At 68.5% G+C, this 15147-nt stretch carries 13 protein-coding genes; 10 read left to right on the top strand and 3 right to left on the bottom strand.

Annotated features, from left to right (window positions below; translation table 11 throughout):
• Positions 1–74: 74 nt before the first annotated feature.
• Positions 75–1304: a nucleoside recognition domain-containing protein gene (locus AC1RCS_RS15815; protein WP_218341145.1), complete on the bottom strand. Its 1230-nt coding sequence runs from the start codon at positions 1302–1304 to the stop codon at positions 75–77.
• A gap of 239 nt (positions 1305–1543) precedes the next feature.
• Here AC1RCS_RS15815 and AC1RCS_RS15810 point away from each other — a divergent pair, with 239 nt between their 5' ends.
• The 7 genes from AC1RCS_RS15810 to AC1RCS_RS15780 all read left to right on the top strand — a co-directional run bounded on the left by AC1RCS_RS15810 (position 1544) and on the right by AC1RCS_RS15780 (position 7827).
• Complete coding sequence (locus AC1RCS_RS15810) at positions 1544–2257, top strand: YebC/PmpR family DNA-binding transcriptional regulator (protein ID WP_218294839.1); 714 nt, start codon at positions 1544–1546, stop codon at positions 2255–2257.
• A 63-nt stretch (positions 2258–2320) separates the two neighbouring features.
• Entirely contained in the window at positions 2321–2620 is a 300-nt protein-coding gene (locus AC1RCS_RS15805) for a J domain-containing protein (protein WP_492245341.1), read from the top strand.
• Positions 2617–3195 (top strand): hypothetical protein, encoded by a 579-nt coding sequence (locus AC1RCS_RS15800; protein WP_218294841.1) that lies wholly within the window; start codon positions 2617–2619, stop codon positions 3193–3195. Before AC1RCS_RS15805 ends, AC1RCS_RS15800 begins: the two co-directional genes overlap by 4 nt.
• A 150-nt stretch (positions 3196–3345) precedes the next feature.
• The gene (locus tag AC1RCS_RS15795) at positions 3346–4110 is read left to right on the top strand and encodes a hypothetical protein (protein WP_218294842.1); all 765 of its coding nucleotides are present in this window, start codon (positions 3346–3348) and stop codon (positions 4108–4110) included.
• Between the two features lie 169 nt (positions 4111–4279).
• A complete protein-coding gene (locus AC1RCS_RS15790; protein WP_492245340.1) occupies positions 4280–5575 on the top strand; it encodes a hypothetical protein in 1296 nt (431 codons plus the stop codon).
• 159 nt (positions 5576–5734) lie between these two features.
• Entirely contained in the window at positions 5735–7003 is a 1269-nt protein-coding gene (locus tag AC1RCS_RS15785) for a GGDEF domain-containing protein (protein ID WP_492245339.1), read from the top strand.
• A gap of 176 nt (positions 7004–7179) precedes the next feature.
• The gene (locus tag AC1RCS_RS15780; protein WP_492245338.1) at positions 7180–7827 is read left to right on the top strand and encodes a DUF1569 domain-containing protein; all 648 of its coding nucleotides are present in this window, start codon (positions 7180–7182) and stop codon (positions 7825–7827) included.
• Between the two features lie 130 nt (positions 7828–7957).
• Here AC1RCS_RS15780 and AC1RCS_RS15775 read toward each other — a convergent pair whose 3' ends face one another.
• A complete protein-coding gene (locus AC1RCS_RS15775) occupies positions 7958–8614 on the bottom strand; it encodes a hypothetical protein (RefSeq protein ID WP_492245337.1) in 657 nt (218 codons plus the stop codon).
• 157 nt (positions 8615–8771) lie between these two features.
• On the opposite strand from AC1RCS_RS15775, the gene AC1RCS_RS15770 reads away from it, so the two are divergent.
• From AC1RCS_RS15770 to AC1RCS_RS15760, 3 genes are read left to right on the top strand one after another with little or no spacing between them, the layout of a single operon-like run.
• Complete coding sequence (locus AC1RCS_RS15770) at positions 8772–9839, top strand: HlyD family secretion protein (RefSeq protein WP_492245336.1); 1068 nt, start codon at positions 8772–8774, stop codon at positions 9837–9839.
• On the top strand, positions 9836–12607 hold the full coding sequence (gene rbbA, locus AC1RCS_RS15765) for a ribosome-associated ATPase/putative transporter RbbA (RefSeq protein WP_492245335.1): 2772 nt from the start codon (positions 9836–9838) through the stop codon (positions 12605–12607). The genes AC1RCS_RS15770 and rbbA overlap by 4 nt, the downstream gene beginning before the upstream one ends.
• Position 12608: 1 nt before the next feature.
• Positions 12609–13742, top strand: a complete 1134-nt coding sequence (locus tag AC1RCS_RS15760) for an ABC transporter permease (protein ID WP_492245334.1) — start codon at positions 12609–12611, stop codon at positions 13740–13742.
• 58 nt (positions 13743–13800) lie between these two features.
• Here the strand turns inward: AC1RCS_RS15760 and AC1RCS_RS15755 are convergent, their stop codons facing one another.
• Positions 13801–15075: an amidohydrolase family protein gene (locus AC1RCS_RS15755; protein ID WP_492245333.1), complete on the bottom strand. Its 1275-nt coding sequence runs from the start codon at positions 15073–15075 to the stop codon at positions 13801–13803.
• Positions 15076–15147 lie beyond the last annotated feature (72 nt).

Below are 15147 nucleotides of genomic sequence, written 5' to 3'. Positions count from 1 at the left end.
GCGGTCCGCACCCGTGCCACCGCGAAGCCGGCTTGCCGGGGGGAGGGGCAAGACATGCCGGGGGACCTTTTTCCCTACCCAAAGAACCGGTAGCACACCACGATGGCCGCCACCACGCCCGCCAGCTCGGCCAGCAGCGCGCAGCTGACGGTGTGGCGGGTGCGCTGGATGCCCACCGCGCCGAAGTACACCGCCAGCACGTAGAAGGTGGTCTCGGTGCTGCCCTGGATGGTGGCCGCTGCCAGCGCGGCAAAGCTGTCCACGCCCTGGGCCTGCATGGTCTCGATGAGCATGGCACGCGCGGCGCTGCCGGAGAATGGCTTGACCAGCGCGGTGGGCAGCGCATCGACGAACCGGGTGTCCGCGCCCAGCACCTGCACGCACCAGCGGATGCCGTCGAGCACATAGCCCAGCGCCCCCGATGCCCGGAACACCCCCACGGCGCACAGCATGGCCACCAGGTACGGCAGCAGGCCCTTGGCCACATCGAAGCCTTCGCGCGCACCCTCGATGAAAGCCTCGTACACGGCGACCTTGCGCCAGGCGCCCAGGGCCACGAACAGCACCACCAGCATGAACAGCGTGAGGTTGCCGAGCAGGGAAGACAGCTGCGACAGCGCCGCCGCGCTCAGCGTGGTCAGGAGTGCCATGAAACCGCCGAGCACCAGCGCCACGGGCAGCAGGTAGGCCAGCACCACGGGGCTCCACAAGGGCAGGCGCTGCACCACCGCCACGCTGAGCAGGCCCACGAGGGTGGATGCGGACGTGGCCAGCAGGATGGGCAGGAAAACGAGTGTCGGGTCGGGCGCGCCCTGCTGCATGCGGTACATGAAGATCGTCACCGGCAGCAGCGTGAGCGAGGAGGCATTGAGCACCAGGAACAGGATCTGCGCGTTCGTGGCGGTCTCTGGCTCGGGGTTCAGCTCCTGCAGGGCTTTCATGGCCTTCAGGCCCATGGGGGTGGCCGCGTTGTCCAGCCCCAGCGCGTTGGCCGCGAAGTTCAGCGTCATGAGGCCCAGGGCCGGGTGGCCGCTGGGCACGCCGGGCATGAGGCGGCGGAACAGCGGCGCCAGCCAGCGCGCGAGGGCGTCCACGATGCCCGCCTTCTCGGCGATGCGCAGGAAGCCCAGCCAGAGCGTGAGCGTGCCGAACAGCAGCACCATCACCTCGACCGAGAGCCTGGCCATGGCGAACAGCGCCTCGACCATGGCGGCGAAGATCTGCGCGTTGCCCGCCACGAGCCACTGCGCCAGCGCCGCCACCGCGGCGGTCAGGAAAAAGCCCAGCCACAGGGTGTTGAGCATCAGGGGGTACCGGGAAGAGTGGGGGGATCAGCCTGCATGCCGCCAAGGTTACCCGGCTTGCCGCGCAACACCCGCCGATACCGTGGCTGGCAGGCAACGGATGGGTCAGTGGTACCCTATAGGGTTCGGTTTACCGCCGTGCGGGGGCTTTGGGAAGCGCTTTTCCCGCGCCTGCGGGGTCCGCACCACACATCCTCAGGCGCCTGGCGCGCCGCAACACCAACGAAAAGAGATCCAACATGGGCGCGCAGTGGAAAGCAAAAGGCAAGGCACAGGTGGCGGATGCCAAGGGCAAGCTGTTTGGCAAGCTGGTCAAGGAAATCACCGTGGCCGCGCGCGGCGGCGCCGATCCGGCCAGCAATGCGCGCCTGCGCCTGGTGGTCGAGCAGGCCCGCAAGGCCTCGATGCCCAAGGACACGCTGGAGCGCGCCATCAAGAAAGGCTCGGGCACGGGCGCCGACGCGGTCAACTACGAGCGCGTGATCTATGAAGGCTTCGCGCCCCACCAGGTAGCGGTGATGGTCGAATGCCTGACCGACAACGTGAACCGCACCGCGCCCGAGATGCGCGTGCTGTTCCGCAAGGGCCAGCTGGGCACTTCGGGATCGGTGGCCTGGGACTTCAACCATGTGGGCATGATCGAAGCCGAGCCCGCCACGCCCGATGCCGATCCCGAACTGGCCGCCATCGAGGCGGGCGCGCAGGATTTCGAGGCCGGCGACGAGGAAGGCACCACCACCTTCTGGACCGACCCCACCGACCTGGACCTGGTGAGCCGCGCGCTGCCCGCCCATGGCTTCAATGTGCTGTCGGTCAAGCTGGGCTACAAGCCCAAGAACCCCGTGAATCCCGCCAACCTCTCGCCCGAGCAGCTCGAAGAGGTCGAGAACTTCCTGGCGGCCATCGACTCCAACGACGACGTCCAGAACGTGTTCGTGAGCCTGGGCGGCTGATGCCGGTGCGCCGGCTTCGCGGCCGGGCCCGCTCCCTGCATCGCCCTCGCAATTGACTTGTCCATGACCGCAGACCATTACGCAGCCCTCGGGCTGGCGGCCAACGCGTCGCTCGCCGACATCAAGAAGGCCTTTCGCCAGAAGGCGTCGTTCTACCACCCGGACCGCAACGGCGCGCCCGACGCCGCCCAGCGGTTCCAGGCCGTGCAGAAGGCCTACGAAGTGCTGTCGGACGACACCGCCCGACAGGCCTACGACGACAACCGCCGCCGCAACCTGCTGGACGACCCGCTGCAGACTGCGCAGGAGATCTGGCAGGCCTACTCCTCGCGCATCCTTTCCTCTCCTTCTTCCGCTTCGTGAAACTATCTCCCTACTTCTACGATCTGCGCTCCGCCTACCAGGCCGAGCTGGATGACCTGGTCTCCGACTCCGAGGGCAAAGACGTCCTGCGCAAGCGCCTGGCGGAAAAGCGCAACGAGATCGCCTTTCTGGTGCAGATGATGGAGCTGGCCCCCGAGATGGTCGCGGTGGTCTTTCACCATGGCTTTCGCTTCACCAAGCCCGGCGCGGTGGAGCACCTGCTGGGCCTGCCGGTGGACGAACTGCCCGACTGGCACAGCCTGGCCCATGCCGTCACGCTCGAGCCCTGGGCCCAGAGCCTGGCGCAGACCGTGCTGCGCGAGCCGCAGGGCGCCCGGTTCATGGCGGTGGCGGCCGGGCTCGAGTACCTGCACCTGCATGCCCGCATGGCCCCCGCGGCGCACGCGGCCGAGGGCGACGGCGACCAGGGCGAAGACGCTGCGGATGCGGCGGAACACGATGACGATTTCAGCGCCCTGAGCGCCGACGACGCCGTGGACCCGCAAAACAGCCGCACCCGCGAGGAAGCCAGCTCCAACTGGCTGGCCGATGTGGGGTTCGACAGGAAGGACTGAGGCCCTCCCGAGGCGCTGCGCGCCATCCCCGCGAGGGGGACGCCTGCTGCGGACCGGCAAAGCCGGACCAAGGCAAGGCGGCGCTGGCGACGGCGGCGCGCCAGTTTTTAGCGGTCTGCGCCCGGCGCAGCGACACACCAAGGAATACGCATGAGCAGCAACAACACCCACCTCGCCCTGATCACCAGGACCACCAGCCTGATCGCGGCCGGCGACATCGTGGGCGCCGAGTCGGCGCTGGCCGAGCTGGCCGATACCGACGGGGACGGCGCGCTGATGGTGGTGCTGGACCAGCTCGCGCCCAAGGACATCCTGGCCGTGATGCGCGAGTACGACGACTCCAAGGCCTCGGTGGTCAACCTGCTGGTCACGCCCGAGCAGTTCGCGCGCGCGATGGTGCTGGAAAAGCAGTACAAGGACCTCACGCACACGCACCTGCGCAACATGGTCAATGCCGTCATCTTCCGCGACGACGCCGATCCCGTCGAGTTCCTCACGGCCATCGGCGACCTGGAAGGCGGCGCCGAGGCACTGGCCAACTACTTCGCCGAAAAGTGGAGCCGCATCGAGGCCTTTGCCCGCACCGGCACGTTCGACGCGGTGGAAGACTACGGCCCCACGCTGACCGACGACGAACTCCTCGCCTCGGGCTATGTGCAGCCGCGCATCGACCAGGACGAGGTGGCGGACCGCGACTGGATGCAGATGGCCTGGCTGCTGCGCTACGAGTGCCGCGACCTGTTCATCGAAACCTTGCTGGTGCTGCGCGCCAAGGCCCGCGCCTTTGACCTGGGCCTGGAAGAGGGCGACGAATCGCCCGCCGAGGAAGACGACGGCAAGTTCGAAACCAGCGAAACCGACCGTGGCAAGGCCACGCCCGCCGCCCGCACGTCCGACGAAGAATCCGCGATTTAGATGACAACCCCCTGTGGCGCTTCGCGCCTTCCCCCTTCTCTCGAATGGCTGCGCCATTCGGGAAGGGGGACACCGCCAGCGCGGCGGGGCGGCCCTTGCGCGGCGGTTCTGGCCTGGAGCGTGCCAGTTTCATGGCCCATGAGCACTGCGAAGCGCGATAGATACTGATATGACTGTGCCCAACACGCCTTCTTCAACGACTGACGAGATTGCAGCCGCCAACGCGCTGCAGCTCCACGACGCCCGCCCGTTCTTTGAAAAGGCGCTGGCGTATGGTGTCCAGCACGGCGTGATTGGCGCCGACAAGCTCGCGGCCATCAACACCGATGCGCCCAAGGGCATGGTGCAGATTGCGCGCTACTTTGGCAGCGAGTTTCTGCGCCCCGAGCTGGAGAAGGCGCGCGACCGCATGGTCAACCTCATCAGTCTGTACCTGCTGGACACCACCGGGGGCGACCTGCACGAGGCCGCCGTCTCGCTGCGCGACCATTCGTTCCTGTCGCGCTCCAAAGGGGGCTCGGACATGCTCAAGCGCCTGATCGCCATGCCCGAGAGCAGCAATTTCGGCATGGCCGGCTATGCCGATGCCGAAACCCCGCTGCTGGCCGTGTGGTCGCTGCGCAGCCACGCCGACTACCGGGCCGAGCTGGCGCGCCGCACGCAGATTGCGCAGGCCATCCAGGCCGCCCAGTGGCTGGCCGGGCAGTTCGACCTGGACCCCGACGAGCTGGAAGCCGCGGGCGCCGACGCGGAAGCCGTCATCCGCGCTGGCTTGCTCATGGTGGCCCTGGCGCCCAAGGCCATGGACCTCGGCGAGTGGCCCAACACCGTGTCGTTCGAAAAAGTGCTGATGGCACAGCGCAAGAAGAAGCTCGCGCCGCCCGTGCAGCTGCGCCTGCCTGCCGGCTTGCCTGCCGAACTGCGCGAGGTGATGCAGGCGCATTGCGCCAGCGTGCTGGCCGACCTGCCCAAGCTGCTCGACGCGGCCACACCGGTGCGCACGCTGCTGCGCCCCACCGGCGCTTTCCGCGCGCGCTACTTTCTGCTGGACGACCCCTTGGCCGAGGTGGACAACTTCCACCGCAGCCTGGATGCGCTGGAGGAGGGTGAGGAACCTCCGCTTCCCGCGAGCAAGACCTGGACGAGAACGGTGCAGGGCAACGATGACGAACATTCGCTGCTCACGCTGTTCCTGTGCCTGGCGGCCGGGGCCCCCAAGAAGACGCTGCTGACCGAGAAGACCGCCGCGAGCCTCGTCCGAAAGATCCGCAAATCGGGCCTGCAGCCCGCGCTGGCGGCCGACTTCATCCGCGCCCATGCGCCCGGCGTGCACCAGCAGGACTACATCGCCCTGTGGACCGGCTTCGTGCAGGACGCGGAAAAGACCCTGCTCAGCGACATGGACTACCAGATGCACGACGCCCTGGCACTGCTGCGCCGGGAGTGCAACGTGGTGGGCGACTGAGCACCAAGGAAGAGGTGGCCGGCCGCGGCCTGGGGCATGGGCGCTGGCACCGGCGGCCCGCGCCCGTGGCGCCGCCGCGTGGCCCCGCGCGATAGTTCCTGCATTTCGCAACGGCTCGGTTAACATTCAGCGCGTTTCTTGTCCTGCCGCAATCCCTTCATGCCAGCCCCGCGGGGCTCCCTTACGCCGCTGCCCCGTTCCGTCTCCGTGCACAGCCCCACACTCGTCATTCTCGCGGCCATCCTGTCGGCGCTGGTTACCGCAGTGCTGTATGCCGTGTGGCATTTCAACAAGAACATCCCGGGCCTGCGGCTGTGGACGCTGTCATTCCTGGGCGCGTCGGTGTTCTGCGCCACGCTGCTGGCGCGCGAGCGGATGCCCGAAGTGCCGGCCGTGGTGCTGGCGCAGGGCGCCAATGCGCTGGCGGCCTACCTGTGCTGGCTGGGCAGCCGCGCCTACATGGGGCGCCCGCCCATCGCCCACCGGTATGCCGCGGCCGCCATCGTGTCGCTGGTGGCGCTGTCGGTGTATTTCACGATGGCGCAGCCCCATCCCGGCGCGCGGTTCGCCCTGGCGGGCTGGTTCGCGGGCGTGTGCTTCCTGCTCACGGCGCGCACGCTGGCGCAGGGTGGCTTTCGCCGTGTGCCGGCGCGCTACCTGCTCGCGGGCGTCATGGCCTTCCATGGGGTGTGCGTGCTGGTGCGCCCCGTGATCTTCCGGCTGGCCGCCCCTTCGGATGCCGGCCTGCTGACGCAGCTGTCGCAGTTCGTGGTGCTGGAGGCCACGGTGGCCCTCGTGATGATCGCGTTTGGCGTGCTGATGCTGACCAATGAATTCGTGACGAGCGAGCTGCGCCACCTCGCCGAGATCGACCCGCTCACCAGCGTGTTCAACCGCCGCGCCTTCATCACGCTGCTGGACAAGGGCCTGAGCAATGCCCAGCGCACCCGGGCCGCGCTGCCCGTGCTGGTGATGGACCTCGACCACTTCAAGAAGATCAACGACACCGGCGGCCACCAGTGCGGGGACGACGCGCTGCGCCACTTCGTGGACCTGGCCCACCGCTGCCTGCGCCGGGAGGATGTGATGGGCCGCCTGGGTGGGGAGGAGTTCGCCATCTTCCTGCCCAACGCGGACGGCCCTGGTGCCGCCGGCGTGGCCGAACGCCTGCGGGCGCTGGTCGAGTCCGAGCCCATGGATGCCGAACGGCGGCGCGTGGCCCTGACCGTGAGCATCGGCATCACGCTGTCCACCAGCGGGGATTCGGCCGAGGCGGTGCTGCAGCGGGCGGACGAGGCGATGTACCTTGCCAAGGCGCGCGGGCGCAACCGGGTGGAGGTCGTGGCGCTGCCGGACGATCCCGTGCCGTTGAAGTGGCCGCGCCCCGCGGAGCGGCCAGGCACTGCGCGCAGCGCGGCGGTGCTGTAGCCAGCTTCCACCAGGCGCGCGTGCGGTCGCGCCGCCGGGCCCTGCCGCTTGCCTGATGGGCCTGAAACGCTGCCTGTGTCGGCTGCCCGACCTTCGGGCGTGCCGCCGCGCAGCGCGCCGCCGCACAATGGTGGCCTTGCCTCGTCCCGTCCATTCCCAGACCACCACCATCCCCCATGGCATTGAATCCCCACGGCAGCAACCCGCTCGGCGGCGCGGGCCCCGGCACCGTGCCTGGTGCATCGCCGTCGGCGCCCGCAGCGCAGCGCAGGGCGTTCCTGGCATCCGGCACGGGGCTGGCAGCCCTGGGTGTGGCGGCGGCCGCCGGGGCCGGCTACCTGCTGTACCGGCCGGGCAACGACCGGCAACTCGTCTTTGGCACCCTGGCGCGCGCCATGCAAGAGGTCGAGCGCCTTGCGGGCGCTGCGGTCCAGCCGCTGGCGCCCGCCACGGCCTGGAACTGGCCGCAGACGCTGGAGCACTGCGCACAGAGCATCGAGTTCTCGCTGCGGGGCTTCCCGGCGCCCAGGTCGGCGCTGTTCCAGAACACCCTGGGTGCGGCTGCTTTCAACGTGTTTGCCCTGCGCGGCCGCATGAGCCACGACCTGGCGGAGCCCATCCCGGGCGCGCCCGCGCTGGATGCGTCCATGCCCGGGGCGTCGGCGGCCCTGGCCCGGCTGCGCCAAGCCGTGCAGGACTTCTCCGTGCACGCGGGGCCGCTGCACCCGCACTTCGCCTACGGGGCGCTGGACAAGGCGCAGTACGAGCAGGCGCACGCCATGCACCTGGCCAATCATCTGTCGGCGTTTGACGCAGGGGGCTGAGCGCGGGCTGCGCGGCCCTGTGCAGTTCCATGCCATGCGGATGCCGGCTGGATGCTATTGAAGTTATAGCTTTTGGCGCTTGTCCAGCAAGCGTCAGAGGCATATTTCACCCGAATGTGCCCATTCTCTCTCAGCCCAGATCGTCAAAATCCCATTGGGCGCTGAGGGCGTCGAAGCGCAGGGCGTCCAGCACGCTCAGGAACATACCGGGTTCCGCAAGCTCCCCCTCGGAGTGCAGGTACCACACCAGCGCCTGCGGGCCCACGGTGAAGATGCGCAGCCCCGCCATGTCCACGACGGGCCGCGCCCGCAGGGCGTCCAGCAGCGACGCCAACTCGCCGGGCGTTGAGAACGCCCCGCACGCGCGCATGCCGCAGAACGGATAGCCGCCCTGTGCCATCTGGTAGTAGGCGACGGTGTGCAAAAACGCCTCCAGGCCCACGGCTTCCTCGAACCAGTCCGGGGAATCCAGGTCGGTGGTTTGCCACACCCGCTGCCGGGAATCGGTGGCCCACCAGCACACGCCCTGGTTCTCTTCCAGAAACAGCAGCTTGTCGCCCAGGCACTCCCAGTCTTGCGGCGGCGCAAACCGCTGAAAACCGGCCATCAAATCGGCACGCCTGCCCACGGCGGCGTAATAAGCGTGCAGGGCAGGGGGCACTGGGCCACCCAGGCGATGGCTTGCGGCGGCCAGTTCATCTTCCGGCAGCCCGTCTTCGGGGCTGACAGGGCGGCCCAGCAGCCAGGCCAGGGTGTCTGAAAGGGGCGGGGTGGTGAGGGCAGTCATGGGTTTCGGTTCAAGGGGCCGCCACGCGCGGCAGGTGCAGGCCGGATGTTCGGGTGGCGATTGATGCAGGTCAAGGGAGGGCGTGCTGCGGCTTGGGGTAACGCGGGGTGCAAAGCTACCATCCCCCGACGGGCCCAGGTGCCCACAAGGATGGACCATGAGCAAGCAATGGAAGATCGCTGCGGCTTTGGCCGTGGTGCTGCTGGGAGGAGGGCTGCTGCTGCGCTGGGCGCCCTGGCAGGCCAAAGGGCCAGGCCCCGGCTTCGTGAGCGGCAACGGCCGCATCGAGGCCACCGAGATCGCCGTGGCCACCAAGCTCGCGGGCAAGGTGCTCGATGTGCTGGTGGCCGAGGGCGATTTCGTGAAAGCCGGGCAACCCCTGGCCCGCATGCAGATCGACAGCCTGCAGGCCCAGCGTGAAGAGGCGGTGGCCCGGCTGCAGCAGGCGCAGCTGGCCATCAGCAGTGCCCAGGTGCAGGTGGCCCAGCGTGATAGCGACTACCAGGCCGCGCTGGCCGTGGTCGCGCAGCGCGAGAGCGACCTCGACACCGCCCGCCGCCGCCTGCCGCGCTCCGAGCAGCTGGCGCGCGAGGGCTTTTTCTCCAGCCAGTTGCTCGACGACGACCGCGCCAAGGTGCGCAGCCAGCAAGCCGCTGTGACCGCTGCAAAAGCCCAGGCGAAGGCCGCGCAGGCGGGCATCGGTGCGTCGCGCACGCAGGTGACCAGCGCCGAGGCCAATGTGCGCGCGCTGCAGGCCACGCTGGCCCGCATCGATGTGGAGCTGGCCGACAGCGAGCTCAAGGCGCCGCGCGATGGTCGCGTCCAGTTCCGCGTGGTGCAGCCCGGCGAGGTCGTGGGTACGGGTGCGCGCGTGCTGCAGCTGGTGGACCTGAGCGACGTGTACATGACCTTCTTTTTGCCCGAAACCGTGGCGGGCCGCGTGGCGCTGGGCAGCGAGGTGCGCATCGTGCTCGATGCCGCGCCGGGCTTCGTGATCCCGGCCACCGTGTCGTTCGTGGCCAGCACCGCGCAGTTCACCCCCAAGACGGTGGAGACCGCGAGCGAGCGCCAGAAGCTCATGTTCCGCGTGCGCGCGCAGATCGACAAGGCGCTGCTGCTGCGCCACCAGGAACAGGTCAAGACCGGACTGCCCGGCGTGGCCTGGCTGCGGGTGGACCCTGCGGTGGAGTGGCCCGCAGAACTCGCCGTCAAGGCTGGCCAGTGAACCCAGCGGCCGGCGCTGCACCCGTGGCCCGCCTGCGCGGCGTGGGCCAGCGCTACGGGCGGACTGTGGCGCTCGATGGCATCGACCTGGAGGTGGCCGCAGGCCGCATGGTGGGCCTGATCGGGCCGGATGGCGTGGGCAAGTCCAGCCTGCTGGCCCTGGTGGCGGGCGCGCGGGCGGTGCAGCAGGGCACCGTGGAGGTGCTGGGCGGCGACATGGCCCAAAGCCGCCACCGCAGCCGCGTGTGCCCCCGCATCGCCTACATGCCGCAGGGCCTGGGCAAGAACCTGTACCCCACGCTGTCGGTGGAAGAAAACCTGCAGTTCTTTGGCCGCCTGTTCGGGCACGACGCGGCCGAGCGGCGCCGCCGCATTGATGAACTCACGCGCAGCACCGGCCTGCACCCGTTCCTGGCGCGGCCTGCGGGCAAGCTCTCGGGGGGCATGAAGCAAAAGCTGGCGCTGTGCTGCGCGCTCATCCACGACCCGGACCTGCTGATCCTGGACGAACCCACCACGGGCGTGGACCCGCTGGCGCGCGCGCAGTTTTGGGATTTGATCGGCCGCATCCGCGCCGCGCGGCCGGGCATGAGCGTGATCGTGGCCACGGCCTACATGGAAGAGGCGCAGCGTTTTGAATGGCTGGTGGCGATGGACGAAGGGCGCATCCTGGCCACCGGCACACCCGCCGAGCTGATGGCCCGCACCGGGCACGATGCGCTGGAGCAGGCCTTTGTGGCCCTGCTGCCCGAGGCCAAGCGCCGGGGCCACCGGGCGGTGCAGATTCCGCCGCTGGACCGGTCGCAGGCAGACGACGCTGCCAACGTCGCCATCGAGGCGCGCGACCTCACCATGCGCTTTGGCGACTTTGTGGCGGTGGACCATGTGAGCTTTCGCATCCAGCGGGGCGAGATCTTTGGCTTTCTGGGCAGCAACGGCTGCGGCAAGTCCACCACCATGAAGATGCTCACCGGCCTGCTGCCCGCCAGCGACGGGCAGGCCTGGCTGTTTGGCCAGCCGGTGGACCCCAAGGACATGGCCACGCGGCGGCGGGTGGGCTACATGTCGCAGGCGTTTTCGCTGTACAGCGAGCTGTCGGTGGAGCAGAACCTGGTGCTGCACGCCCGGCTGTTCCATGTGCCCGAGGCCGAGGTGCCGGCGCGCGTGACGGCCATGCTGGAGCGCTTTGACCTGCAGGCCGCCCGCAGCGCACTGCCCATGAAGCTGCCGCTGGGCATGCGCCAGCGCCTGTCGCTGGCCGTGGCCATGGTGCACCAGCCCGAGCTGCTGATCCTGGACGAGCCCACCTCGGGCGTGGACCCCATGGCGCGCGACAACTTCTGGCGCCTGATGGTGGAGCTGGCCCGGCGCGACAAGGTCACCATCTTCATCTCCACCCACTTCATGAACGAGGCCGAGCGCTGCGATCGCATCTCGCTGATGCACGCGGGGCGTGTGCTGGAGAGCGCCGCGCCGCAGGACATCGTGGCCAAGCGCGGCGTCGCCACGCTGGAGGAAGCCTTCATCGGCTACCTGGAAGATGCTGCAGGCAATGCACTGGTCCAGGCCACCGTGGACGCTTCCGAGCGCCCCGCGCCATCCCCGGCGCCCATCCCCAACGCTCCCACCTGGCGCACCCGCCTGCGCCAGAGCCTGGCCCGCATCCACAGCACCCAGTGGCGCGAATCTCTGGAGCTGCGCCGCGACCCCGTGCGGGGCGCCATGGCGCTGCTGGGCTCGCTGATCCTGATGTTCGTGATGGGCTACGGCATCAGCATGGACGTGGAGAACCTGCGCTTTGCCGTGCTGGACCGCGACCAGACCGCGCTGAGCCGCGCCTACACGCTGAACCTCGCGGGCTCGCGCTACTTCACCGAGCAGCCGCCGATTGCCACCTACGCCGAGCTGGACGCGCGCATGCGCTCCGCCGAGATATCGCTGGCGCTGGAGATCCCGCCCGGCTTTGCGCGCGACGTGGCACGCGGCCAGCCGGTGCAGATCGGTGCCTGGGTGGACGGGGCCATGCCCCAGCGCGCCGAAACCGTCATCGGCTACGCCCAGGGCCTGCACCAGCAATGGCTGGTGGAGCAAAGCCGCAGCCGCACGGGCGTGGTGCCCCGGGGCCTGCTGGAGGTGGAGCCGCGCTACCGCTACAACCCCGACGTGCGCAGCCTGCCGTCCATGGTGCCTGCCGTGATCCCGCTGCTGTTGCTCATGCTGCCCGCCATGCTCACCGCCCTGGCCGTGGTGCGCGAGAAGGAACTGGGCTCCATCATCAACCTGTATGTGACGCCCACCACGCGCACCGAATTCATGCTGGGCAAGCAGCTGCCCTATGTGCTACTGGCGCTGTTCAACTTTGGCTTGATGTGCCTGGCAGCGGTGACGGTGTTTGGTGTGCCGATGACGGGAAGTTTTGCCACATTGACATTGGCCGCCGTGGTATTCAGCCTGTGCTCCACGGGCATGGGCCTCCTGGCCTCCACCGTCACGCGCAGCCAGATCGCGGCGATGTTCTTCGCGATGGTGGGCACCATCATTCCCGCCGTGCAGTTTGCGGGGCTCATCAACCCGGTGTCGTCCATGACGGGGTTTGCGCGCTGGGTGGGCGAGGTCTACCCGGCCAGCCACATGTTCACCATCAGCCGGGGCGTGTTCAACAAGGCGCTGGGATTGCAGGACCTGCAGGCCGAGTTCTGGCCCATGCTGGTGGCGGTGCCGGTCATCGTCGGTGCCGCCATTGCCTTGCTGAAGAAGCAGGAGACCTGACATGGCGCTGCGTGGACGGTGGTCCAACATCTTTCGGTTAGGCATCAAGGAGCTTTGGAGCCTGTGGCGCGACCCGGCCATGCTGTTCCTCATCGTCTACACCACCACGCTGGCGGTGTATTCGGCGGGCATGGCGCAGCCCGAGACGCTACACCACGTGCCCATTGCCATCGTGGACGAGGACGACTCGGCCTTGTCCCAGCGCATCGCCACCGCGTTCTACGCCCCCCAGTTCACGCGCCCCGCCATGATCAGCATGCGCGAGGTGGACCCGGGCCTGGACGCCGGCCGCTTCACGCTGGTGCTGCACATCCCCGCCCACTTCCAGCGCGACGTGCTGGCGGGCCGGGTGCCGCAGGTGCAGCTCAACATCGACGCCACGCGCATGGGGCAGGCGTTCGCGGCCAATGGGGCTGTGCAGCAGATCGTGCAGCTGGAGGTGGCGGAGTTCGTGCAGCGCGACCGCTCCGTGGCCGAGCAGCCCATCGAGCTCACGGTGCGCTCGCGCTTCAACCCGGCGCTCAACCCTGCGTGGTTCGGGTCGCTGATGGAACTGATCAACATCGTGACCATGCTCTCCATCATCCTCACCGGCGCCGCGCTGATCCGCGAACGCGAGCATGGCACGGTGGAGCACCTGCTGGTCATGCCTGTCACCCCGGGCGAGATCATGCTGGCCAAGGTTTGGGCCATGGCGCTGGTGGTGCTGGTGGCTACCTGGGTGTCGCTCACGGCGGTGATCCGCTGGGCGATTGGCGTGCCCATCGAAGGCTCGGTGCCACTGTTTCTGCTGGGCGCCACGCTGCACCTGTTCGCCACCACGTCCATGGGCATCTTCATGGCCACGGTGGCGCGCAGCATGCCGCAGTTTGGCTTGCTGATGGTGCTGGTGATGATGCCGCTGCAGATGCTGTCGGGCGGTGTCACCCCGCGCGAGAGCATGCCGCTGTGGGTGCAGTACGGCATGGCGCTGGCGCCCACCACGCACTTCACCGAGCTGGCCCAGGCCATCCTCTACCGGGGCGCGGGCTGGGCGGTGGTGTGGCCGTCGCTGGTGTGGCTGCTGGGGATTGGGACCGTGCTGTTCAGCCTGGCGCTGGCGCGGTTTCGCAAGACGATTGCGCGCATGGCGTAGATGCTTGCAATGCTATTGAATGTGTAGCTGCCTGCGTTTGATACATAAGCGCGAGAGGCTAATTTGATGTGAAATTCACGTTGTCGGGCCGCCCCGGCAGGTGCAGTTGGGCCACGGGTGGCGGGCTGCTGGCCAGTAGCTTGCCGCGCCGCCACACGCCCAGGCGCGCTGCGCGCAGGCGGATTGCTTCCACGGGATTGCGTGCGTGCAGCAGCACGAAGTCGGCATATGCGCCCGGCTCGATGCCGTAGCCCTCCAGCCCCAGCAACCTGGCGGGATTCACCGTCACTGCATCAAAACACTGCCGCATCGCGGCCTGGCTGGTCATCTGCCCCACGTGCAGGCCCATGTGCGCGGCTTCCAGCATGTCGGCGCTGCCGCCGCTGTACCAGGGGTCCAGCACGCAGTCGTGGCCAAACGCCACGGTCAGGCCCGCGGCCATCAGCTCGGGCACACGGGTCATGCCACGGCGCTTGGGGTAGGTGTCGTGGCGGCCTTGCAGCGTGATGTTGATGAGCGGGTTGGCCACCACGCCCAGGTCGGCCTCGGCCATCAGCGGGATGAGCTTGCTCACGTAGTAGTTGTCCATGCTGTGCATGGAGGTGAGGTGCGAACCCGTCACGCGGCCCTGCAGGCCCAGGCGCTGGGTCTCAAAGGCCAGGGTTTCGACGTGGCGTGACAGCGGATCGTCGGATTCGTCGCAGTGCATGTCCACGCGCTTGCCCTGGCTTGCCGCCAGTTCGCAGAGGACCTTCACGCTCTCGGCGCCCTGGGCCATGGTGCGCTCGAAATGCGGAATGCCGCCCACCACGTCCACGCCCAGGTCCAGCGCACGTTTGAGGTTGTCGAGCCCGCCGCGCGCGCGCAGCACGCCGTCTTGGGGGAAGGCCACCAGCTGCAAATCCAGGTACGGCGCCACGCGCTGCTTCACCTCCAGCAGGGCCTGCACCGGCAGCAGGCTGGCGTGGCTGGTGTCCACATGGCTGCGAACGGCCAGCAGCCCGCGCGCCACGGCCATGTCGCAATACCGCAGGGCGCGCTCCACGATGGCATCGTGCGTGAGGGTCGGCTTGAGCTCGCCCCACAGCGCAATGCCTTCGAGCAGCGTGCCGCTCTCGTTCACGCGCGGCTGGCCGTAGCTCAGGGTCGAATCCATGTGGAAATGCGCGTCCACGAACGGCGGGCTGACGAGCAGGCCGCCCGCATCCACTGTTTCGTGCGCGGGGGCTTGCAGGCCCTCGGTCACCTCGGCGATGCGGCCGTCCTGCACGGCAATCGACATCTTCTGGCGGCCGTCGGGCAGGGTGGCGTGGGTGATGAGCAGGTCGAGCATGGTGGGGGCGTCTGGTGTCGGGGTGTCGGGTTTTTTCAAGACCGTGGCGGGCTTTGTGCCTAAGCTGGGTGT

Source organism: Acidovorax sp. GW823-FHT01C06 (assembly GCF_058798375.1).
The sequence above is the reverse complement of the archived record's forward strand: the minus strand, read 5'-3'. Positions and strand labels throughout refer to the sequence as shown.

Excerpts from the sequence above, each read along its gene's own strand:
- AC1RCS_RS15815 (WP_218341145.1), bottom strand. The coding sequence starts at position 1,304 with ATGCTCAACACCCTGTGGCTGGGCTTTTTCCTGACCGCCGCGGTGGCG.
- AC1RCS_RS15810 (WP_218294839.1), top strand. The coding sequence starts at position 1,544 with ATGGGCGCGCAGTGGAAAGCAAAAGGCAAGGCACAGGTGGCGGATGCC.
- AC1RCS_RS15805 (WP_492245341.1), top strand. The coding sequence starts at position 2,321 with ATGACCGCAGACCATTACGCAGCCCTCGGGCTGGCGGCCAACGCGTCG.
- AC1RCS_RS15795 (WP_218294842.1), top strand. The coding sequence starts at position 3,346 with ATGAGCAGCAACAACACCCACCTCGCCCTGATCACCAGGACCACCAGC.
- AC1RCS_RS15790 (WP_492245340.1), top strand. The coding sequence starts at position 4,280 with ATGACTGTGCCCAACACGCCTTCTTCAACGACTGACGAGATTGCAGCC.
- AC1RCS_RS15785 (WP_492245339.1), top strand. The coding sequence starts at position 5,735 with ATGCCAGCCCCGCGGGGCTCCCTTACGCCGCTGCCCCGTTCCGTCTCC.
- AC1RCS_RS15780 (WP_492245338.1), top strand. The coding sequence starts at position 7,180 with ATGGCATTGAATCCCCACGGCAGCAACCCGCTCGGCGGCGCGGGCCCC.
- AC1RCS_RS15775 (WP_492245337.1), bottom strand. The coding sequence starts at position 8,614 with ATGACTGCCCTCACCACCCCGCCCCTTTCAGACACCCTGGCCTGGCTG.
- AC1RCS_RS15770 (WP_492245336.1), top strand. The coding sequence starts at position 8,772 with ATGAGCAAGCAATGGAAGATCGCTGCGGCTTTGGCCGTGGTGCTGCTG.
- AC1RCS_RS15760 (WP_492245334.1), top strand. The coding sequence starts at position 12,609 with ATGGCGCTGCGTGGACGGTGGTCCAACATCTTTCGGTTAGGCATCAAG.
- AC1RCS_RS15755 (WP_492245333.1), bottom strand. The coding sequence starts at position 15,075 with ATGCTCGACCTGCTCATCACCCACGCCACCCTGCCCGACGGCCGCCAG.